17 protein-coding genes and 1 pseudogene are annotated in these 19,717 nt (G+C 62.1%); 8 read left to right on the forward strand and 10 right to left on the reverse strand.

Going from position 1 to position 19,717, the window contains the following annotated elements:
• Window positions 1–96: 96 nt before the first annotated feature.
• The 3 genes from HDG33_RS25405 to HDG33_RS25415 all read right to left on the reverse strand — a co-directional run bounded on the left by HDG33_RS25405 (window position 97) and on the right by HDG33_RS25415 (window position 3,783).
• The gene (locus HDG33_RS25405) at window positions 97–573 is read right to left on the reverse strand and encodes a response regulator (protein WP_184035206.1); all 477 of its coding nucleotides are present in this window, start codon (window positions 571–573) and stop codon (window positions 97–99) included.
• A 443-nt stretch (window positions 574–1,016) separates the two neighbouring features.
• A complete protein-coding gene (locus HDG33_RS25410) occupies window positions 1,017–2,690 on the reverse strand; it encodes an ATP-dependent DNA ligase (RefSeq protein WP_184035209.1) in 1,674 nt (557 codons plus the stop codon).
• Between the two features lie 10 nt (window positions 2,691–2,700).
• Window positions 2,701–3,783: a ligase-associated DNA damage response exonuclease gene (locus tag HDG33_RS25415; RefSeq protein WP_184035212.1), complete on the reverse strand. Its 1,083-nt coding sequence runs from the start codon at window positions 3,781–3,783 to the stop codon at window positions 2,701–2,703.
• Between the two features lie 159 nt (window positions 3,784–3,942).
• On the opposite strand from HDG33_RS25415, the gene HDG33_RS25420 reads away from it, so the two are divergent.
• From HDG33_RS25420 to HDG33_RS25440, 5 genes are all read left to right on the forward strand, one after another.
• Window positions 3,943–4,845 (forward strand): YihY/virulence factor BrkB family protein, encoded by a 903-nt coding sequence (locus tag HDG33_RS25420; RefSeq protein WP_184035215.1) that lies wholly within the window; start codon window positions 3,943–3,945, stop codon window positions 4,843–4,845.
• A gap of 96 nt (window positions 4,846–4,941) precedes the next feature.
• Entirely contained in the window at window positions 4,942–6,777 is a 1,836-nt protein-coding gene (locus HDG33_RS25425; protein ID WP_184035217.1) for a thiamine pyrophosphate-requiring protein, read from the forward strand.
• A gap of 238 nt (window positions 6,778–7,015) precedes the next feature.
• Window positions 7,016–8,116: a cell division protein ZapE gene (zapE, locus tag HDG33_RS25430; protein WP_184035236.1), complete on the forward strand. Its 1,101-nt coding sequence runs from the start codon at window positions 7,016–7,018 to the stop codon at window positions 8,114–8,116.
• Between the two features lie 250 nt (window positions 8,117–8,366).
• Complete coding sequence (locus HDG33_RS25435; RefSeq protein ID WP_184035240.1) at window positions 8,367–8,795, forward strand: VOC family protein; 429 nt, start codon at window positions 8,367–8,369, stop codon at window positions 8,793–8,795.
• A gap of 228 nt (window positions 8,796–9,023) precedes the next feature.
• A complete protein-coding gene (locus HDG33_RS25440; RefSeq protein ID WP_184035269.1) occupies window positions 9,024–9,311 on the forward strand; it encodes a hypothetical protein in 288 nt (95 codons plus the stop codon).
• Between the two features lie 213 nt (window positions 9,312–9,524).
• Here the strand turns inward: HDG33_RS25440 and HDG33_RS25445 are convergent, their stop codons facing one another.
• Both HDG33_RS25445 and HDG33_RS25450 read right to left on the reverse strand, forming a co-directional pair.
• Window positions 9,525–10,712 (reverse strand): pilus assembly protein TadG-related protein, encoded by a 1,188-nt coding sequence (locus HDG33_RS25445; protein WP_184035272.1) that lies wholly within the window; start codon window positions 10,710–10,712, stop codon window positions 9,525–9,527.
• Between the two features lie 10 nt (window positions 10,713–10,722).
• Window positions 10,723–11,139 carry a TadE/TadG family type IV pilus assembly protein gene (locus HDG33_RS25450; protein WP_184035275.1) on the reverse strand — a complete coding sequence of 139 codons (417 nt, stop codon included), beginning with the start codon at window positions 11,137–11,139 and terminating at the stop codon, window positions 10,723–10,725.
• A 503-nt stretch (window positions 11,140–11,642) separates the two neighbouring features.
• Between HDG33_RS25450 and HDG33_RS25455 the strand changes: the two are divergent.
• Window positions 11,643–11,789, forward strand: a pseudogene (locus HDG33_RS25455) (DUF3079 domain-containing protein); the annotation flags it as partial.
• A gap of 123 nt (window positions 11,790–11,912) precedes the next feature.
• Here HDG33_RS25455 and HDG33_RS25460 read toward each other — a convergent pair.
• Entirely contained in the window at window positions 11,913–12,608 is a 696-nt protein-coding gene (locus HDG33_RS25460) for a phosphatase PAP2 family protein (protein ID WP_184035282.1), read from the reverse strand.
• A 649-nt stretch (window positions 12,609–13,257) separates the two neighbouring features.
• Window positions 13,258–14,169 carry an AraC family transcriptional regulator gene (locus tag HDG33_RS25465; RefSeq protein WP_260330585.1) on the reverse strand — a complete coding sequence of 304 codons (912 nt, stop codon included), beginning with the start codon at window positions 14,167–14,169 and terminating at the stop codon, window positions 13,258–13,260.
• 154 nt (window positions 14,170–14,323) lie between these two features.
• Between HDG33_RS25465 and HDG33_RS25470 the strand changes: the two genes are divergently transcribed.
• On the forward strand, window positions 14,324–15,157 hold the full coding sequence (locus HDG33_RS25470; RefSeq protein ID WP_184035288.1) for an oxidoreductase: 834 nt from the start codon (window positions 14,324–14,326) through the stop codon (window positions 15,155–15,157).
• A gap of 293 nt (window positions 15,158–15,450) precedes the next feature.
• Here the strand turns inward: HDG33_RS25470 and HDG33_RS37590 are convergent, their stop codons facing one another.
• Window positions 15,451–15,948: a hypothetical protein gene (locus HDG33_RS37590; protein WP_260330593.1), complete on the reverse strand. Its 498-nt coding sequence runs from the start codon at window positions 15,946–15,948 to the stop codon at window positions 15,451–15,453.
• Between HDG33_RS37590 and HDG33_RS25480 the strand changes: the two genes are divergently transcribed.
• Window positions 15,869–16,933, forward strand: a complete 1,065-nt coding sequence (locus HDG33_RS25480) for a DMT family transporter (RefSeq protein WP_409259067.1) — start codon at window positions 15,869–15,871, stop codon at window positions 16,931–16,933. The two genes, HDG33_RS37590 and HDG33_RS25480, sit on opposite strands and share 80 nt — an antisense overlap.
• Here the strand turns inward: HDG33_RS25480 and HDG33_RS25485 are convergent.
• Together HDG33_RS25485 and tkt are read right to left on the reverse strand one after the other, a co-directional pair.
• Window positions 16,930–17,388 (reverse strand): bacterioferritin, encoded by a 459-nt coding sequence (locus HDG33_RS25485; RefSeq protein ID WP_018425186.1) that lies wholly within the window; start codon window positions 17,386–17,388, stop codon window positions 16,930–16,932. The two genes, HDG33_RS25480 and HDG33_RS25485, sit on opposite strands and share 4 nt — an antisense overlap.
• A gap of 162 nt (window positions 17,389–17,550) precedes the next feature.
• Window positions 17,551–19,632 (reverse strand): transketolase, encoded by a 2,082-nt coding sequence (tkt, locus tag HDG33_RS25490; protein ID WP_184035294.1) that lies wholly within the window; start codon window positions 19,630–19,632, stop codon window positions 17,551–17,553.
• Between the last annotated feature and the right edge of the window lie 85 nt (window positions 19,633–19,717).

Genomic DNA, 19,717 nt, shown 5'->3' on the forward strand with positions numbered 1-19,717 from the left:
AGATGGCAGATTGATGACAAACAGATTCGCAGAGCGACGAGTGCGATTTTCTGGCGGCGACCGTGCAGAAATAACAGACCTGTCAGCAAGTTTTCGCTAACAGCGTGATTCAGATGATGGCTCCGCCGCATGCAACGCCGCCGCCGATTCGAGCACGCGCAGCAGACGCTCGGGTGTCAATGGTTTAGCGCAGTGCGCGTCGAAGCCGGCGGCCTTCGCGAGCGCGCGATCGTCGCGCGACGCAGACGCGGTACATGCGACCAGCAGCATGTGCGAAGTCTGCGGATGCGCGCGCAGCCGCCGCGCGAGTTCGAGCCCGTCGAGTCCCGGCATCTTGATGTCGAGCACCACCGCGAACGGCTGCCATTCGCGCGCGGTCTCGCACACGGCAAACGGATCGTCGAGCGCGCGGCATTCGAAGCCGTCGGCCATCAATAGCATTTGCAGCGCATCGGCCGCTTCCCGGTAATCGTCGACTACCAGCACACGACGATGCGCGGCCATCGCATAGCGGATCGGTCGCCATACGAGCACGTCGTCGCTGCTGTCCACGTTGTCGTTGAACACTGTCATTATTTCTCGCCCTTTTACATTGGCCCTGAAGGGCATCCGCGCCACACGTGCAAGATTCGATCCCATTGCTTTTGCCGGACTACGATCAGCTTTTTGTTATTCCCGCTTCGCAGCGGACGATGCCGCGGCCAGCACGCCTCGTCGCGCATTCCATCGTTTCAATCAGCTGGAATGCGGGATTCAGCGTGCCCATTCATCACGGCGTTTGAATGACGGCGCCTACGATGTGCGCGCTGCGCAACATCGATTGACGCTCTGTCTTTGTGCTATCCGCCTCGTTCCGGGGCGTCGCAGGTTATCGGTAATTTCAACGGATTGGGGGGCCACGCAAGGCATGCCGCTTGCGCACTGATGGCGCGAATCGATGACGCGGTCTTAACAAAGAATAAGCGACGATGCCGATAAAAAAATGCTCGACATGTTAGGGGTTTGTGCTCTGCGGGTTATCCCGCACGATTATCGATGAACCCTTTCAGCATCGCGAGCGTGTCTGCGTCGTCGATGTGTTTGTCCGTGCGCCAGCGCAGCATGCGTGGAAAACGCACGGCCACGCCGGACTTGTGACGCGAACTCGCCTGTATCCCTTCGAAGCCGATCTCGAACACGAGCGTTGGCGTCACGCTGCGCACGAGGCCGAATTTATCGACGGTGGTCTTGCGCACGATCGCATCGATCCGACGCATCTCTTCATCTGTGAGCCCTGAATAGGCCTTCGCGAACGGCACCAACGTGCGCACGCCGTCGGCCTCGTCCCACACCGCGAACGTGTAGTCCGTGTAAAGACTCGCGCGACGGCCATGACCGCGCTGCGCGTAAACAAGTACAGCGTCCACCGCATAAGGCTCGATCTTCCATTTCCACCACGTGCCCGGCGCCTTGGTACGACCGACGCCGTACATCGACTCGCGCTCCTTGAGCATCAAACCTTCGACGCCGCGCGCGCGGCTCTCGTCGCGCAACGCCGCGAGCGCGGTCCAGTCCGCTGCAAGGACCAGCGGCGATATGCGCAGCAGACCACGCGCGAGCGTGCCATCGACGGAGCTGGCCAGCGCATCGAGGCGTGCGCGCCGGTCAACGAGCGGGTTCATGCGCTGGTCCTGTCCGTTTGCTTCGAGCAGATCGTATGCGAGCAGCGCGGCGGGCGAATCCGCGAGTATCTTGCGCGTCAGCGTCTTGCGCGCGATGCGCGGTTGCAGCCGCGCGAACGGCAATGGCGCTGCCGCGCCTGGCTCCCACGCGAGAATCTCGCCATCGATCACGTAGCCATCGGGTAATGACTCGCCCAATGCCGCGACTTCGGGAAAACGATCGGTAATCAGATCCTCGCCGCGCGACCACAACCACACGCGGCCGCCGCGTTTGACCAGTTGCGCGCGTATGCCGTCCCACTTCCACTCGATCAGCCATTGCGCGGGATCGCCGAGCGTCGCCGGATCGGTCTGCAAGGGATGCGCGAGAAAGAACGGATACGGCAGGCCGAGGTCGCTATCGTGTTCAGGCGCGTGCGCTTGCGTATCGTCGTCGGTCTGCGGCGCGATCAGACGCAGATAGCGCGCCGCATCGGGCTTCTGTCGCGAATCGGTCCAGCCGACCATTCGTTGCGCGATCCGTTTGTGATCGACGCCGGCCACTTCGGCGAGCGCACGCACCACCAGTTGCCGCGCGACGCCGACACGAAAGCCGCCGCCGATCAGCTTGGTCAGCAGGAAACGACCGCCCCAGTCGAGTTCGTCCCAGTAGCCGAGCAGACGCCTGCGCAACTCGTCGGGCGGCAGGCCGCGCAACGGCAGCATGCGTTGCTCGATCCATTGCGTGAGACCCAGCTCGGAGTTGCGCGACGCGGGCGGCAGGATATGCGCGATGGTCTCGGCCAGATCGCCCACCGCGTGATACGACTCCTCGAACAGCCACTCGGGCAAGCCGGCGCGCTCACGCGCGATTTCGGTCAGCAAACGCGTCGGCACGAGTTGACGCGGCTTGCCGCCCGCGAGGAAATATGACGCCCATGCCGCGTCTTCGGGGTCGGCCACCGAGAAATAACTGGTCAGCGCCGCGAGCTTGTCGTGCGTCGACGTGGTCGCATCGAGCGCGGTGTAGAGAGCCGCGAAGCGTTTCATACGGTGCCCGTCATGATTCGCTCGCCGCCGGCGCTTCGTCGGCGCCGGCCGCGTCGGCTTCGACGGTATCGTCGCCGTATTGCGTTTCGAACGCGCTGGCGTGCAGGCCCTGTTCGTTGAGCCAGCGCACCATCGGTTCGATCGAGCCATGCGTGACGATCACGCGGGAGGCGCCGCTCTCGCGTATCGCCGTTTGCAAACCCGGCCAGTCCGCGTGATCCGACAGCACGAAGCCACGATCGACGCCGCGCCGGCGACGCGCGCCGCGCAGGCGCATCCAGCCCGACGCGAACGCATCGCTGTAGTCGCCGAAGCGCTTGAGCCACGCGCTGTTCTGCGCGGACGGCGGCGCGACGATCAGCGCCTGTTTGAATACGCCCTTGTCTTTCGCGGCAATCTCGCCGACCAGACCGACCGCCGGCAGACGCACGCCCGCGTCGCGATACGCGCGATTGAGCGGCTCGAGCGCGCCGTGGCAGAAGATCGGCCCGATCGCCTCATCGACACTCGCGAGCACGCGTTGCGCCTTGCCGAATGAATAGCAGAACAGCACCGACGCGCGCCCTTCGGCGGCGTTGTGACGCCACCATGAATCGATCGAATCGAACACGCTTTGCGGCGTATCCCAGCGGTAGATCGGCAGACCGAACGTCGATTCGGTGATGAACGTATCGCAGCGCACCGGTTCGAACGCGGCGCAGGTCGGATCGGCTTCGAGCTTGTAGTCGCCCGACGCCACCCACACGCGGCCCGCGTGTTCGATGCGCACCTGCGCCGAGCCGAGCACGTGCCCGGCCGGATGCAGCGACACGCGCGCCGCGCCGATTGTCAACGGCTCGCCATAGTCGAGCGTGTGCAGCGCGATGCCGGGCAGCCGCGACAGCAGCACGCTCGCGCCCGCGCGCGTGGCCAGGTAGCGCTGATGACCGAAACGCGCGTGGTCGGAATGCGCATGTGTGATCACCGCGCGTTCGACCGGCCGCCACGGATCGATGTAAAAATCGCCGGGCGGGCAATACAGTCCCTCCGGCCGCGCGATCACCAGATCGTTGGCTTGCGGTGCGGTGTCGGTCTGACGCGGCGGCTGATCCATCGGCTGTCCTCGGCAAGGGAACGCGAGCTTGCGAACGCGGCCAAGCAAACTATATGCCGCGCCATTGATGGCCCCGTTTCTGCTTACGGTATATAAAGCACACAGGCGTGTCGAGAGCGGCTGCCATCCGGCAGTGCCCGGCGCGCACCGCGAGGCCTCATGCCGATCCTGCTCGACCAGCAAGCGCTGTATATCGCCAGACATCCCTGGCGCTTCCTGCTGCAAACGCTGAAAGCGTTTCGCGCGAACCAGGGGCTGCTGCTCGCGGGCGCGGTCGCGTACTACGCGTTGCTGTCCATCGTGCCGCTGCTGATCCTGATCGTCATCGTGTTGTCGCGCGTGGTGCCGCAGCAACTGGTGCTCGACGCGCTTGCGCATCTGCTGCGCTGGCTCGTGCCCGGACAATCGGCCGCGCTCGTGCGTGAGCTGTCGAACTTCCTGCTGCATCGCGCGGTAATCGGCTGGGTGCTGCTGCTGACGATGATCTTCTTCAGCTCGCTCGCGTTCACCGTGCTCGAAAACGCGATGTCGCTGATCTTCGTGCATCGGGTCGTCGTGAAGCGGCGCCACTTCCTGATCTCGGCGCTGCTGCCGTACTGCTACATTCTGTTTCTCGGCGTGGGGCTGCTGATCGTCACGTTCGTGTCGAGCACGCTCGACACGATCGGCGCCGAAGGACTCAGACTGTTCGGCCTGCACGTGTCGTTGCAGGGCTTCTCGCGAGTGATGCTGTATCTGTTCGGGCTCGCCGGCGAAATCTTCGTGCTGACCTCGGTTTATCTGGTGATGCCGGTGGGACGGCCGTCGCTCAAACACGCGCTGATCGGCGGCGTGGTGGCCGGCGCGTTGTGGGAGATCACGCGGCACGTGCTGGTCTGGTATTTCGCCACGCTGTCGCAGGTCAGCGTCGTCTATGGTTCGCTGACGATGGCGATCGTGATCCTGCTCAGCTTCGAATGGCTCGCCACCTTGCTGCTGTTCGGCGCGCAGGTGATATCGCAATACGAGCGCTTCGGCCACGAACCGCTCGACGCGCCGCAGCCGAGGATCAAGACCGGGTAGCAAGCCATTCGCAAGGAACAACCCTTGCTCGCCGATACCGACGACGGCCGCCCATTTCGCAGGGCGGCATCGACTGGCTATCGAGGAGCAAGGATCATGGCTGAAACCGTCGGCGATTTCATCATCGGGCGGCTGCATGCATGGGGTGTGCGGCGAATCTACGGCTATCCGGGCGACGGCATCAACGGCGTGTTCGGCGCGTTGAACCGCGCGCAGAGCGAAGCGAAGAAACGCCACAAAAGCACGGATCAGCCGGGCCCGATCGAATTCATCCAGGTCCGTCACGAAGAAATGGCCGCGTTCATGGCCTCCGCGCATGCGAAATTCACCGGCGAGTTGGGCGTGTGCATCGCCACCTCGGGGCCGGGCGCATCGCATCTGCTGACGGGGCTGTACGACGCGCGCATGGATCACATGCCGGTGCTGGCGATTACCGGTCAGCAGGCGCGCGCGGCGATCGGCGGACACTATCAGCAGGAGCTCGATCTGCCCGCGATGTTCAAGGACGTGGCCGGCTCGTTCGTCGGCTTTGCGACGCTGCCCGCGCAGGTCCGTCATCTGGTCGATCGCGCGGTGCGCATCGCGCTCGCCGAGCGCGCGGTCACGGCGCTGATACTGCCGAACGATCTGCAGGACATTTCCTACGAGCCGCCGGGGCGCAAGCACGGCACGCTGCATTCGGGCATCGGTTACGCGCGCCCGCGCGTCGTGCCGAGCGACGAGCAATTGCGCCAGGCCGCCGACGTGCTGAACGCGGGCCGCAAGGTCGCTATCCTGGTCGGCGCGGGCGCGCTGCACGCGACCGACGAAGTGATCGCGATCGCCGAGAAGCTCGGCGCCGGCGTCGCCAAGGCGCTGCTCGGCAAGGCCGCGCTGCCCGACGATCTGCCGTGGGTAACCGGTTCGATCGGCCTGCTCGGCACGAAGCCGAGCTACGACATGATGACCCATTGCGATACGTTGCTGATGATCGGCTCGGGCTTCCCCTACTCGGAATTTCTGCCGAAGGAAGGCGACGCGCGCGGCGTGCAGATCGACATCAAGGCCGACATGCTGAGCCTGCGTTATCCGATGGAAGTGAACCTCGTCGGCGATAGCGCCGAGACGCTGCGCGCGCTGCTGCCGCTACTCGAGGAAAAGAAGGATCGGCTGTGGCGCGAGCGCATCGAAGGCTGGGTGTCCGACTGGTGGAAGACGCTGGAAAAACGCGCGCACGAACCCGCGAAAGATGGCCTGAATCCGCAGCTCTCGGTATGGGAGCTGTCGAAGCGCATTCCCTCGAACGCGATCGTCACCAGCGATTCGGGCTCGGTCGCGAACTGGTACGCACGCGATCTGCAAGTGCAGCGCGGCATGATGTGCTCGCTGTCGGGCGGGCTCGCGTCGATGGGCGCGGCCGTGCCCTATGCGATCGCGGCGAAGTTCGCGTACCCCGAGCGGCCCGTGATTGCACTCGTCGGTGACGGCGCGATGCAGATGAACAACATGGCGGAGCTGATCACGGTCGCGAAGTACTGGCAAGGCTGGAGCGATCCGCGCTGGATCTGCATGGTGCTCAACAACGGCGACCTGAATCAGGTCACATGGGAGCAGCGCGTGATGGAAGGCGATCCGAAGTTCGAGGCCTCGCAGAGCATTCCGTCCGTGCCGTATCACCGCTTCGCGGAGCTGATCGGTCTGAAGGGCATCTATGTCGACAATCCCGATCAGATGGCCACCGCCTGGGACGACGCGCTTGCGTCGAATCGTCCGGTCGTGATCGAGGTGAAGGCCGATCCGAACGTGCCGCCGCTGCCGCCGCATGTCACGCTCGCGCAGGCCAAAGCGTTCGCCGAGACGTTGATGAAGGGCGACCCCGATCAGGGCAACGTGGTGGTCGAAACGGCGAAGCAGGTGCTCGGTGCCGTGCTGCCGGGGCATCACGACAAATGACGCGGTAGCGGCTCGACGACGCGTGTGCGCGCCAACGTTCGACGCAGAACGTGGCTGGTAAAATGGCGCGCGCTCCGTGCACGCGCTCATTGGGTCTGCTTCGCCGCAGGCCATCACGTCGGCCGTTATCTCATGCTCACACACGTCCTCGCCGTTTTCGCGGCGGCCCACACTGCGTCATTCGCGCAAGTCGCATCATTCGCGTCGTGCGCGTCATCAGGCATGGACGCTCTTGCCCATGCTTGACGAAACCCGCATCGCGCGCGCACTGACCGCGCGCGGCATCTCTGCCGATGCGCGGCAGCGCGAGGCCATCGGCGCGCTCGCCGGGTTGGTCGGCGCGCAGCAGCGCGCGCGGCAGGCATGGTCCACCGCCGCGTTCGGGCCGCAAGGCGTCTACTGTCACGGACTGCCGGGCCGCGGCAAGAGCCTCGTCGTCGATACGCTGTTCGAGCTTGCGCCATGCCGCAAACGGCGCCTGCATTTCCACGAGTTCCTGCGCGAGATGAACCGCCGGCTCGTGCACGCGCCGCGTGGCGACGACCGGCTCGGCGACGTGTCGCGGCAATGGCTCGACGGTATCGAACTGCTGTGCTTCGACGAATTCCATGTGCACGATATCGCCGACGCGTTTCTGATGGGCCGCTTTCTCGACACCGCGATCAACCTGGGTACGCGTATCGTGCTGACGTCGAACTACGCACCGGACGATCTGTTGCCCGACCCCGAGTTTCACGAGCGCTTTCTGCCGACCATCGCGCAGATCAAACGCGGCTTCACGGTGATCCATTTCGACGGCGTGCGCGATTACCGCTTCGGCGGCGAAGCGGCCGAGGTGCCGCGCTTTTTCGCGCCGCTCGATGCGTCGAACGAGACCGCGTTGCGCGATATCTTCACGAGCCATGAACGCGACGCTGCGATCGAGCCGGTCAGGCTGAGCGCGGCGGGCCGGCCGCTCGAAGCGCGGGCAGCCGGCCGCGCGCTGCTGTGGGCGGACTTCGAGCAGTTGTGCGTCGCAAGCCGCTCGCACCTCGACTACCTCGATCTCGCCGAGCAATGGCAAGGCTTGATCGTCGATCGCCTGCATACTGAAGCGCTGAGGCAGTCGCATACGCTGCAGCGCCTCGTCTGGCTGATCGACATTTTCTACGACCGCAAGCGTGCGCTCTTCATCGCCTCCGATCAGCCGATCGAGACCGCGTTGATCGGTCTCGAAGGCGCGCATGATCTGTCGCGTACGCTGAGCCGGCTTGCCGAGATGCAGTCGCGTGCATATCGCAGCACGCTTGAACGAGGCGGCGAGGACAACGCGCAAGACGGCATCGACGCCAAGGCTTGATGGCCGGGCATCGGACCCGCGCGCATTTCTGCAATTCTTGCAAAGCGACGGTAAAGCGTGCCAACGCCGTTTCGCGTCGACGCACGCGCCACGGCGCCGCGCGATGCATCGCCGGCCACCCGAAACAAGCCTACACTCAACCATGCCATGCCCCGCGGTACTGGAAAACTCGCCGCCAGATCAGTTCGATGGGCGTGGGCGAACCTGTTCGTTCTTCATCGCGCCGCTCTTTCGCGGCAAAGGAGAAGCCATGGAAAAGATCCCAAAAGCCACGGCCTTGTTCATCGCAGGTTTTGGCCCGATTGTGATTGAAGCCCAGGCAAGCCGTGATCTCTACGGTCGGGCCTTCGGTATCCCCTTCAAGGAAGAGAACGGCGGCTATCTCCATACGGAGGGTCTGAACGGCGCAAACTCTTTCGCCTTGTGGCCGCTCTCCCACGCTTCCCAGTCGTGCTTCGGCACGGATTCGTGGCCTCGCGACGTACCCATCCCGCAAGCCTGGATCGAGTTTGATGTCGACGACGTCCAGGCGGCAACGGCGGAACTTGAATCGCAAGGGTATCGGATGCTGGTCAGGAACCGGAATGAGCCGTGGGGCCAGACGGTCAGTCGCTTCATCGGGCCGGAAGGATTGCTGGTCGGAATCACGTTTACGCCGTCGATGCGGGAAGAGAAATAATGGCGGCCGCAGTGGCCGTCTTGCGCGCGGTGACTGATAGCCTCAGATTGGGGACCAGCGCGCGTCAGGTTACCCGGTTAGCGCCGAAAATCGATATTCACCATTGTGAATAATGCGCGTAACTATCAGCCACCGCTTTCCTAAACTTGGCATTAGGCGAGCACGACGGAAACGGTGCGGAAGCATCGTTTCCGTCGAAATCGCAGTCCAACCAAGGAGAAGCGTGTCATGAACAAGTCAACCACCACATTGATCGCGGCCGTCGCCGCACTCACGCTGTCGGGCGGCGTATATGCCCAAAGCAACAACTCGCTGGCGACTCCGACCACACAGTCGCCGGCCGCTGCAACGAGTGGCTACGGCACGCCTGGTGCCACCAACACGGACAGCGGCGCCGGGTCGCCGACCTCGGGCCAGCCGAATAGCGCGAACAGTAGCTCGACGTCCCGCCCCCCCGCTCACGGGGTTAACAACTCGCTTGCGACCCCAACCACAAAGTCGCCAGCCGGCCAATGAGAGCAATCAAGGCTGGCAACCGGGCGCAAATGAGCGCAAAGCGACCAGGCGGTTCAATTTCATCGGGCGTAGCGTGACCGAATAGCCGCGACTGCCAACACAGATCGCGACGGTAGAAAAAAGTTGGTGTGACTGGCCGGTCATAAACGCGCCAGAAGGCCGAGTTCGCCCCAACGGGTCGGCCCTGATTGCCACGACGTCTCGATTGCAAAGCTACTGAACCAACCGGGGCATCATGATCGTCCCATAGTTGGGCCCGATGCCGTCCATTTGGTTGTTTTTGCAGTAGTTGGGATCGTTGCCCATCTGAACGGTGATGACTGCGTTGGAGCCGCTGCCCGTCTCGTTCAGGATGTGCAGGCACCCGAATGCGACTATCGGCGGAGTACTCCCTTGTCCCCCCGTGACGTTACTCACTACAGCTACCGTCACCCAGGCACAACTACCCGCCGAACCCGCCGGGATCTGACTACACGTTGCAACACTGTGGAACGCATTGCTATTTAGGCCCGTTTCAAGATAGATCGGTTCGCCGATAGACATCGGACTCGCGTTTCCGCTCGTCATCAACCCGACTATCTCGCTGGAACCAAGCTGGCTGTTCGCCGATGAGAGGGAAGTCCATTGCCCTGCGTTGCAATTGGCGGCCTGATACGACGCTCTGATCCCGAAGATGTACGGTTGGCCGATCGTTTGCGGGATTGGCGTGCCGTTGTTCGCCGCTTGGGGGTCGGTTGTACTGGTAGCAAGATCGGGTGAATTGGTCGCCGAATTCCAGTAGGTGTCGTAGAGGCATTTCGACATGACAATCGGGAACAGTGCCCCAACTTCAGCGGTTCCAGGACTAGCCACGACCGCAGTCGCTATCGCACTCGTCTTCAGCGACGCGATGTTCAGCACTTGTGCCAGATACACCGGGACGACCCCGTTAGAGTCGGTCCCGTCCTTGTGGACCGTCACCTGGACCGCCGGCACGATGTTTCCGCTTGCTATCGGCACGGTTGCCTGGGATACACCAGCCGCGACATCGGTGACATTCACATAGCCGGTAGTGACATCCGACGGATGCAGTTGCACGGCTCTCCCTTGGACGTTGTTATTCGGTCCGAACGAAACAGCCTCGGTCTGCGAGTCGTTCCAATCAGGATTCGCGGCGTTCGCGTTGTTGCAGCCAGGGTTGTTGGCTTGGGCATATAGGCACTGTGCCCCTGCAAGCGCCGCAGCGTCGGCGGCAGTCTGTGCCTGAGTGCGGGCGAGCATCAGGTTGCCAATGTCGATCGCGAGCGCCGCGAAGCTCAGGAGCATAAGCAGCAGCAGAGCGACCATGATCGCCACCGCACCCTTTTGCTTCTTCATCGATTTTGCGCGGCGCTGAGTACGCATGGTATGGATGTTACGCATGATGTTCTTCTTATTCGTTGTTCATCGTGGCCGTTGAGCTCAAGGTGATCGGCCCAGTCAACGGGTTCATCAGGGGGCCGAGCAGCAACCCCGTGAACGTGTACGAAACCTTGACTGCCAACGCGGTGCCGAACGACCCGCCTGCGTTGGTCACCGAGACCGACGGTGTGGGGTTTTTCGTCGCAAACGAAATCAGGTACGAGGACGTATAGCTGGTCACCACGTTGGTGATGTTTGTCGTCGTGGGCCTGGGACTTGTTAGCACGATGCCCGCCCGCGCGCCCTCCCTGGCGGCGTTGGTGATGACAGCCTGGTCGTACAGCGCCAGGCCGAACTCGACGATCCCAAACACAATCAGCAGCAGGATCGGAAGTACGAGCGCGGTTTCAATGGCCACCACGCCCTCTTGCATTTTTTTCAGGCTCATTATTTGACTCCGTATGCGCTCACGCAACAGTCACCGACAGCACCTTGTTAGCTAAAGCTTGCGCTCTGCTCTGGACGCTGATTAGGTGGACGCGATCCTGAATTTCGCAAAGGCGCGGCTAGCGCCGGGGAATCGAAGTGGGCGTGAACAGTAACGAGCCAGCGCCCATCGAGGTAACACCGATGACGTGGCACGCTTGAAATATGACGGAATCGCGACGGTGCTGTTCGCTTGATTTCTCATGGTGTCCCCCGACGTTGAGTGCCACACTCCGCATGTGATTGTTGAATGCGAGCGGCCTCGAGAAGCCATCTGGTTGTCATTTTGGCTTCGCTTATAGCGCTAAAGCATACGAGGCGTATCGGGGGAATCTGTGCGCTTCCAGACAATTCTTCAGCAATAAAGGCAAAACGTGCTCGGCTCGCAGTCCCTGGACCGGTTCTATGGGATTGGGTGTCATCAATCTCGCCTGATCGCCGGGATGCTGAAGCCCGTGAAGCTCCTGCCAGGCCGTCGCAGTGTCCGACACGACGGCTGCGAACGGGCGGAGCCGCACCCAGCATCCGGCGGAACTGCCCGGTGATGACTGGCTCGAGCAAGGCGACTGGAGGATCGAGGTCGACACGTCGGGTAAAACCGTCACGCCATGACGAGCCTGTGCGATTGCCGACAATCAAGCGCTCGCTGCGCCCCATCAAATGACAATGGACTGGCGGTATCGATCAGATACGCTTGGTCGATCTCAGCCTGGCGCGCGCGTTTTCCCCGCGTGATCATTGGCCTTGTAATACCGATCGCCCCAGAACCAGTAACTCGTTGAACTGGGTTACCAGTTCAAAACACAAGGCAAACAAGAGGGTATAAAAGGGCCCGGGAAATTTGTGCATCCACCCCAGAATCGGCACTGAAAAACGCGTTCTAACGGCGTCCCGAGTCATTATCCAGGTGATGGTCGCTCCAATCGCCGCCCCCGCAAGTATGTCGGTCGGATAGTGCCAGCCGAGATAAACGCGCGGCAGACAAATGAAGATCGCGGTGTATAACAGTGCGAGCATGCCGACGCCGCGCCAAACCAGAAAGATCCCAGTTGCGACCGAAATCCACAGCATTGCGTGGTCACTCGGAAAGGAGCTCCAGGCTGGCAGCACGGCCGCTTCCAGACCACCCGATGGAAAATTCAAGTGCAGCTCAGGATTAAAGAGAGGCCGCATACGGAATGGCAAATAATGCGCAATGAGCCTGAATATTGTGAGCGCAAGAAGGCCGCTCGCGATCGTCGCGACGACCATTTCACGCTCCCATTCGCCACGCTGGCTGGGTTTGAACCATATCCACCACAATACGGGCATGAGCACCAAACCTTTGAATGTGTATAGGTCCGCGATGATTCTTATCGCGTGGTTCAACATGGCGCAACTCAAAGCAATGTGCGTCAGGAAAGTTTGGATTGCTGTATCGAAACGGTCCATTCTGCAATTTCTCCAAATTTTTTTAGTTACAAAGTTTCTGAGCAGCCGGAGCGGGCACGGGGTTGTGTCGCGATCTGAAACCTGAGCTGAGTTGCGTTTATCGCGCAGGCTTCGATTCAAGAAGACTCCGGCGAATGGGAGCGATAGTCATTCCACCAATCGCATCTGCCCGCGGGTTTCGAGTCGTTGCTGCGCAAGAACTTTAGCCTTGCGACGTTATCGCGAACCCTCACGCAGGCACATGGCCCGACGAGTTCGTGCTTCGTCATCCACACACGCACAGCAATCTGGGCTCGTGACCGCGATTGTGTATTCGTCGTCAAGAGAAGCGGTCAACACGGAGCCTTTACCAGGCCGCTCGAAAAAGATCTTGGGCATGGGATCGTTTCCATCTGGTTTCTACGTCGCGCAGCCGAGCGACCAGCGGTGTGTTGTTGATTGAGTCCTTCATGCAGTCAGTTGATCCATTGGCTCGGTGGTTTGCATCGCCGCTTGGAAACGGCCGCCGTCCCAATATCCCCCCTAACTTTCGGACAATCGGTGCGATATCGAACGTTCGCGCTCACCGGTGCCGGTTGTGACTCACCGTCTAGCAGACACTCGTGGATGTCCGATCACTGATCTACGATCGAACCGAACCGCGGCAAATTCAGTGCGACGAGACATAAGCCGTATCAGCGAATACTGCCGGGATCGCGAAGCTCTCGCGCATACGCTTAGCCTCTGCGGCAGGCGTCAAGCCAAACAGACGCCTGAATTCCCTGCTGAACTGGGACGGGCTCGCATAACCCACAGCGTGTCCCGCCGCCTCCGCGGTTAGCTCCTGGCGCACCATTAACAGGCGAGCCTGATGAAGGCGCGTCGACTTCACATATTGCATCGGCGACACCTGCGTAATTGCCTTGAAGTGGCTGTGGAAACTCGGAATGCTCATACCCGCTTCGTCGGCCAGCTGCCTCACGTCGAGGGGCTGCGCATAGCTTGCATGAATCAGGCGGAGTGAGCGGCCTATCTGGCCGAACTGTCCTCGCATCGCCAAAGCCTCGCGCAACGAGCCTCCCTGGGCTCCGGTGAGCACCCGGAAATACAGTTCACGCAGCAGCCCGGCGCCCAACACAGCAGATTCGAGTGGCCGATGCATCGCCTCGAGGAAGCGCAGCACGGACGCTTGCATTGCATCATCCATCGGCGTCGACATCATGCTTTGAGGTGCTGGTGCGCACTCCCCCACGCCTTCGCGGTCGATCCGCTCCGCAAGTTCGGCGGCCAATGCGAAATCGAGGTGCAGATACAGCGCGAGCAGTGGGCGCTCCTCGGTTGCGTCGGTCTCCATGCTGAACGGCACGGGCACGGACACGGCCAGGTAGTGACGCTCGTCGTACAGGTAGAGCCGGTCGCCGAAATAACCTCGCTTGCGGCCCTGGCAGACGATCACGATACCGGGATCGTACAGAACGGGCGTGCGCGATAGCGCCCGGTTCGACCGCAAGATGCGGACGCTCGGCAGTGCCGTCAGGTTGTAGCCCTCGTCGGGCGCCAACGCGCGTAGCAGGACAATCATGCGTTTCTGGCTTCGAGAGGATTGAGCTGGATGCAGGGTCGAAGCGCGTATCGTGTTCATAGTTTTATGCAAGAAAATCAGCGGAATTTGGCTTAATTTGCCTCGCCGGTCAGATTAGTATGCACTCTCCAATCGACATTCGGGAGAAGCTTCAATGGCAACCAGCAAAACTCTACTCATCACCGGCGTCAGCAGCGGCTTTGGCCGCGCGCTCGCACAGGAAGCGCTGGCGGTGGGTCACAAGGTCGTCGGTACGGTGAGAAGTGTCCAGGCAAAGCGTGAATTCGAGTCCGTATCCGCGAATGCCGCTTGGGGACGCGTGCTCGACGTGACCGACTTCGACGCGATCGACGGCGTCGTGGCGGAAATCGAGGCTGGCGTCGGCCCAATCGATGTGCTGGTCAACAATGCCGGCTATGGCCACGAGGGCATCATGGAGGAATCGCCGCTCTCGGATATGCGCCGACAGTTCGATGTGAATGTATTTGGTGCGGTCGCCATGATGAAGGCCGTCCTGCCGTTCATGCGTGAGCGCCGCCGCGGCCACATTCTGAATATCACATCGATGGGCGGCTACATCACGATGCCGGGAATCGCTTATTACTGCGGGAGCAAGTTTGCGTTGGAGGGCATCTCCGAGGCGCTTGGCAAAGAGGTCAAGCCCTTCAGTATTGCCGTGACGGCCGTGGCGCCGGGCTCATTTCGCACGGACTGGGCGGGTCGCTCGATGACGCGGACCCCCCGCTCGATTTCCGATTACGACGATATTTTCAATCCCATCCGCCAGGCCCGCGAGGAAAAAAGCGGCAAGCAATTGGGAGATCCCAGGAAAGCGGCGCGCGCAATGCTGGCCGCCATGGCAGCGGATCATCCGCCCACGCGTCTTTTGCTCGGTAGCGACGCACTCGGGCTCGTTCGAGACAAGTTGTCGGCATTGAACGTGGAAATCGATGCGTGGGAGGCTACCACCGTTTCGACGGACGGCTGATGAGCGCCGAGGCTGAGAAGCTGGCGAGAACCGTATCCCGCGGCGTCGGGTGCGAACGAAGCGATGCTTGCCCGATCTGAAAGTCCGTTGGCAGCGAGGATTTGTTGAGCCAGACGCGAAAGCTCATCGAAGGCGGCTCGATGCTCGAATGGATTAAGGGGCGAAGGAGATGTATGACCAACGTCCCGAGGATCAGCAACATCGCGCCTGCAACGCTGTTGTTAGTGCGCAGCAATACATTGGCGACGTACAGTGTCAACGAGGTCAAGAAGTGGCGCCGTTGGTTCGGACAGTCAGATCGAATTTATAAGTGGAGCGTTCGACGAATACGTTGTCGCGCCAGGCGCCTTTGCCATCCATGGACAGGCGGATGTCCCTGCCGAGCACGGCGTCGGTAAACGACCGACCATCGGCGCCATCGAATCCTCAATGAAAGGCCTGGACCGACAGGCAAAGCTGGGACGGGAAGCGACGCAGACGTCAAAACAGGACTGAAGATGTAGCCGACTCCCGCGATCAGCGCCGGCGTGAAGTTGTAGCGCCCGTTGGTTGATCTCGTAGTTGTCGACGCGCAGGCTGTGGCCGCCGCGATAGTCGAGCCGCGTGTCGGTGACGACCAGGTTCACCGCTGCCGCGCCGAACGGCGAATTTCGTCCGTCACCCCAGCGATGGTCTGTAAACTGTCCCTTCTGCTGCGGACAAGAGGTTGGAGTGGTGAGATCAGGATACGGCGCGATATTCACCGCCTTAATCGCCGCGGCGCTGTTCGGCGCCGCGACACCGTTGGCCAAGGCGCTGCTCGGCTCAGTCAGCCCCTTCATGCTCGCAGGACTGTTTTATCTCGGTAGCGGCCTGGGGCTTGGGGTCGGCATCGCGTGGCGTGCCTTCCGATCGCGCGGGCTTCAGTCCGCCGCGGACCACCGCATCACCAAAGGCGAGTTGCCTTGGCTGATCGGGGCGATAGCGATGGGTGGCGTCGCCGGCCCCGCATTGCTGATGCTGGGCCTGTCCACCACACCAGCGGCAACGAGTTCGTTATTGCTCAACCTTGAGGGTGTGTTGACCGCAGTGATTGCCTGGGTGGTCTTCCAGGAAAATGTCGACATTCAGGTTTTTCTCGGGATGGTGGCGATCGTTGCGGGCGGCGTGCTTCTGTCGTGGCATCCGGGACAGTCAGGCGTGCCGGTGGGTGCGTTACTGATCGTCGGCGCGTGTCTGTGCTGGGCAATCGACAACAACCTGACGCGCAAGGTCTCGGCGAACGACGCGATGGTGATCGCGTGTCTCAAAGGGATGGTGGCCGGTCCCGTGAATCTCGGCATTGCGATCGCGGCGGGCGCTTCGCTTCCGTCAGCAGGAACCATGGCGGCAGCGATGCTGACCGGGCTTGGCGGTTACGGCATCAGCCTCGTGCTGTTCGTCGTTGCACTTCGCCATCTCGGTACGGCGCGTACAGGCGCGTACTTTTCCGTTGCGCCGCTTTTCGGTGTCATGCTTTCGCTGATCATATGGCCCGCGCTACCCAATCTGTCTTTCTGGATTGCCGCCGCCCTGATGGCGCTGGGTATCTGGCTACATGTGCGCGAGCGGCATGAGCATGAGCACAGCCATGAGTTTCTTGAACACACGCACCAGCACCGCCATGACGAGCACCATCAGCACGCGCATGAGTTTCCTTATGCCGGTGAGGAGCCGCACACGCACCCCCACGTGCATCTGCCCATTACACATTCGCACGCGCATTTCCCCGATATCCATCATCGGCATCAGCACTAGCTGTCCTCCGACGTCGTCATTTCCCCAGGGCGGCGCAGCATCTTGTCGACTTCGCCCGCGTGCATCTCCTCGACGTGGATCATCTGACGGGCGAACTCCTCGAGTGCAACCGAGCGGTCCTCGACGAGCGCCAGCAGGTCGCGATACAACTGCAACGCAAGATTCTCGGCTTGCAACGACTCGCGGAGGATCGAAGAGATATCGAAGGTGTGCGAGTCGAGCAGAGGACCGATCGCAAGCGACGGATAGGCACCCAGAGTCGTGATCCATTCGCCGGCCTGCTGTGCGTGCAACAACGATTCATCGGCCTGCGCGCGCAACCACGACCTGATCGGAATGCGTCCGAATCCGAACACAAGGAACGAATAGTGCGTATATCGGACGACGCCGGCCAACTCGGATTCGAGAATCCGGTTCAGCACCGCAACAACGTCTTCCTTATTGATCTCGGCCATTTGAAGTCTCCTTTCATGGCGCGGCGAGGCGTCCGGCCTCGCGACCGGGTAGGCCGGCAAGCGGCCGCAAACCGTGGCCGCACGCCTGATCGAAACGGATAGATTCCGCCGGCCCACCGCTTTTCGCATCAAGCGTTCACGACGTCGTCGAGCGTCGCACGCTCAAGTGCCCTTCCCCTTCTTCACCCGCTCGATCTGCTGCTTCGCCGCCTGATACACGGCTTCCGGCGTGAAACCGAATTTCTTCTTCAGATCCGCGATCGGTGCCGACGCGCCGAACGTATGCATGACGACCTGCGCACCGAGCCGTCCTGTATACCGATCCCAGCCGAGCGACGCAGCCTGCTCGACCGCGACGCGCGCCTCGACGTCCGCGGGCAGCACCGACTCCTGATACGCGCTGTCCTCGCGCTCGAAGATGTCCCACGACGGCATCGACACGACGCGCGCCGCGATACCCTCGCTCTTCAGCTTCTCGTACACGTCGGCGCAGATCGATAGCTCGCTGCCGGTCGCCATCAGGATCACCTCGGGCTTCTTGCCAGCGGGCGCATCGGCGAGGACATACGCGCCGTGCCTGACGCCGCTCGCGGGCGCATAGCGGCTCCGGTCGAGCGTCGGCAGCGGCTGGCGCGACAAGACGATGCACGCCGGCCGATGCGGCTGTGTCAGCGCAACGCGCCAGGCCTCGGCTGCTTCGTTCGCGTCGCCGGGACGCAGCACCGTGAGGCCGGGCACGCCGCGCAGCGACGCGAGCTGCTCGATCGGTTGATGCGTCGGACCGTCTTCGCCGAGCCCGATCGAATCGTGCGTGAACACATAGATAGCCGGCACTTCCATGATCGCGGACAGGCGGATCGGCGGCTTCATGTAGTCGCTGAAGATCAGGAACGTCGAGCCGTACGCGCGCAGATTCGATAGCGCAAGACCGTTGACCACCGCGCCCATCGCATGCTCGCGAATGCCGAAGTGCAGATTGCGGTCAGCATAGTGATCCGCCTGGAAGCTGCCGGCGCCTTCGAACTTCAGGTTGGTTTTCGTCGACGGCGACAGGTCCGCCGCGCCGCCGATCATCCACGGCACACGCGCGGCAATCGCGTTGAGCACCTTGCCCGACGATTCGCGTGTCGCGATGCCCTTCGGGTCCGCGTTGAAGCTCGGGATGTCGCTGTCCCAGCCCTGCGGCAATTCGTGCGCCTCCATCTGCGCGAATTCGCGCGCGAGCTCCGCATACTGCTTTTTGTAGCTGTCGAACTTCGCCTGCCATTGTTCGCGCGCCGCCTTGCCGCGCGCGCCGATGCCCTGCGCGAAGCGCTCGTGCACGCCCTCGGGCACGTAGAAGAACTTGTCCTCGGGCCAGCCGTAGAATTTCTTGGCGAGCGCGACTTCCTCGACGCCGAGCGCTTCGCCATGCGCGGACGCGGTGTCCTGCTTGTTCGGCGCCCCCCAACCGATGATGCTGTGGACCACGATCAGCGTCGGCCGGTCGGTCACGCTCTTCGCTTCGACCAGCGCCTTTTCCAGCGCGGCGGTGTCGTTCGCATCGCCGACGTGCAGCGTGTGCCAGTTGTAGCCGTGAAAGCGGCTTGCCACATCGTCGCTATACGCGAGGTCCGTATGGCCTTCGATCGTCACGCGGTTGCTGTCGTAAATCCAGATCAGGTTCGACAGCTTCAGATGGCCCGCGAGCGAGGCCGCTTCGTGCGAGATGCCTTCCATCATGTCGCCGTCGCCGCAAATCGCGTACACGCGGTAGTCGAACAGCGGCGCGTCCGAGCGATTGAAGTGGCTCTCGTACCAGCGCGCGGCCATCGCCATGCCGACGCTATTGCCGAGCCCTTGCCCAAGCGGTCCCGTGGTGGTCTCGACGCCGGTCGTCATCCGGTACTCGGGGTGGCCCGGCGTATTGCTGTCGATCTGGCGAAAATGCTCGATGTCGTCGAGCGACACGGCCGGCGCGCCGGTCGGCTTGCCGTGTTCGTCGACGGCTTTCACGTTGGCCAGATGCAGCAGCGAATACAGCAGCATCGACGCATGCCCGGCCGACAGCACGAAGCGGTCGCGATTCGGCCACAGCGGCTCGTCAGGGTCGTAACGCAGGTGGTGTTGCCACAGGTGATACGCGACTGGCGCGAGCGCCATCGGCGTGCCGGGGTGGCCGGAATTGGCTTTCTGCACGGCGTCCATCGACAGCGTGCGGATCGTGTTGATGCACAACTGATCGAGGGCGGAATCGTTTTGCATGGGACGCTCCTTGTTCGGCAATTCGGAAGACGGCCGACGCGCGCCGCGGAGCGCGCGGACGGATCGGCGCATCGTGTCGACATGG

This window comes from Paraburkholderia sp. Cpub6, assembly GCF_014201065.1.
Lineage (GTDB): Bacteria > Pseudomonadota > Gammaproteobacteria > Burkholderiales > Burkholderiaceae > Paraburkholderia > Paraburkholderia tuberum.

What these genes read in the sequence shown, in the direction of transcription:
- HDG33_RS25410 (WP_184035209.1), bottom strand. Translation starts at nt 2,690, where the DNA reads ATGAAACGCTTCGCGGCTCTCTACACCGCGCTCGATGCGACCACGTCG.
- HDG33_RS25485 (WP_018425186.1), bottom strand. Translation starts at nt 17,388, where the DNA reads ATGGCCGAGATCAATAAGGAAGACGTTGTTGCGGTGCTGAACCGGATT.
- tkt (WP_184035294.1), bottom strand. Translation starts at nt 19,632, where the DNA reads ATGCAAAACGATTCCGCCCTCGATCAGTTGTGCATCAACACGATCCGC.
- HDG33_RS25445 (WP_184035272.1), bottom strand. Translation starts at nt 10,712, where the DNA reads ATGCGTAACATCCATACCATGCGTACTCAGCGCCGCGCAAAATCGATG.
- HDG33_RS25420 (WP_184035215.1), top strand. Translation starts at nt 3,943, where the DNA reads ATGCCGATCCTGCTCGACCAGCAAGCGCTGTATATCGCCAGACATCCC.
- HDG33_RS25460 (WP_184035282.1), bottom strand. Translation starts at nt 12,608, where the DNA reads ATGGACCGTTTCGATACAGCAATCCAAACTTTCCTGACGCACATTGCT.
- HDG33_RS25405 (WP_184035206.1), bottom strand. Translation starts at nt 573, where the DNA reads ATGACAGTGTTCAACGACAACGTGGACAGCAGCGACGACGTGCTCGTA.
- HDG33_RS25470 (WP_184035288.1), top strand. Translation starts at nt 14,324, where the DNA reads ATGGCAACCAGCAAAACTCTACTCATCACCGGCGTCAGCAGCGGCTTT.
- HDG33_RS25435 (WP_184035240.1), top strand. Translation starts at nt 8,367, where the DNA reads ATGGAAAAGATCCCAAAAGCCACGGCCTTGTTCATCGCAGGTTTTGGC.
- HDG33_RS25425 (WP_184035217.1), top strand. Translation starts at nt 4,942, where the DNA reads ATGGCTGAAACCGTCGGCGATTTCATCATCGGGCGGCTGCATGCATGG.
- HDG33_RS25465 (WP_260330585.1), bottom strand. Translation starts at nt 14,169, where the DNA reads ATGATTGTCCTGCTACGCGCGTTGGCGCCCGACGAGGGCTACAACCTG.
- HDG33_RS25450 (WP_184035275.1), bottom strand. Translation starts at nt 11,139, where the DNA reads ATGAGCCTGAAAAAAATGCAAGAGGGCGTGGTGGCCATTGAAACCGCG.
- zapE (WP_184035236.1), top strand. Translation starts at nt 7,016, where the DNA reads ATGCTTGACGAAACCCGCATCGCGCGCGCACTGACCGCGCGCGGCATC.
- HDG33_RS25415 (WP_184035212.1), bottom strand. Translation starts at nt 3,783, where the DNA reads ATGGATCAGCCGCCGCGTCAGACCGACACCGCACCGCAAGCCAACGAT.
- HDG33_RS25440 (WP_184035269.1), top strand. Translation starts at nt 9,024, where the DNA reads ATGAACAAGTCAACCACCACATTGATCGCGGCCGTCGCCGCACTCACG.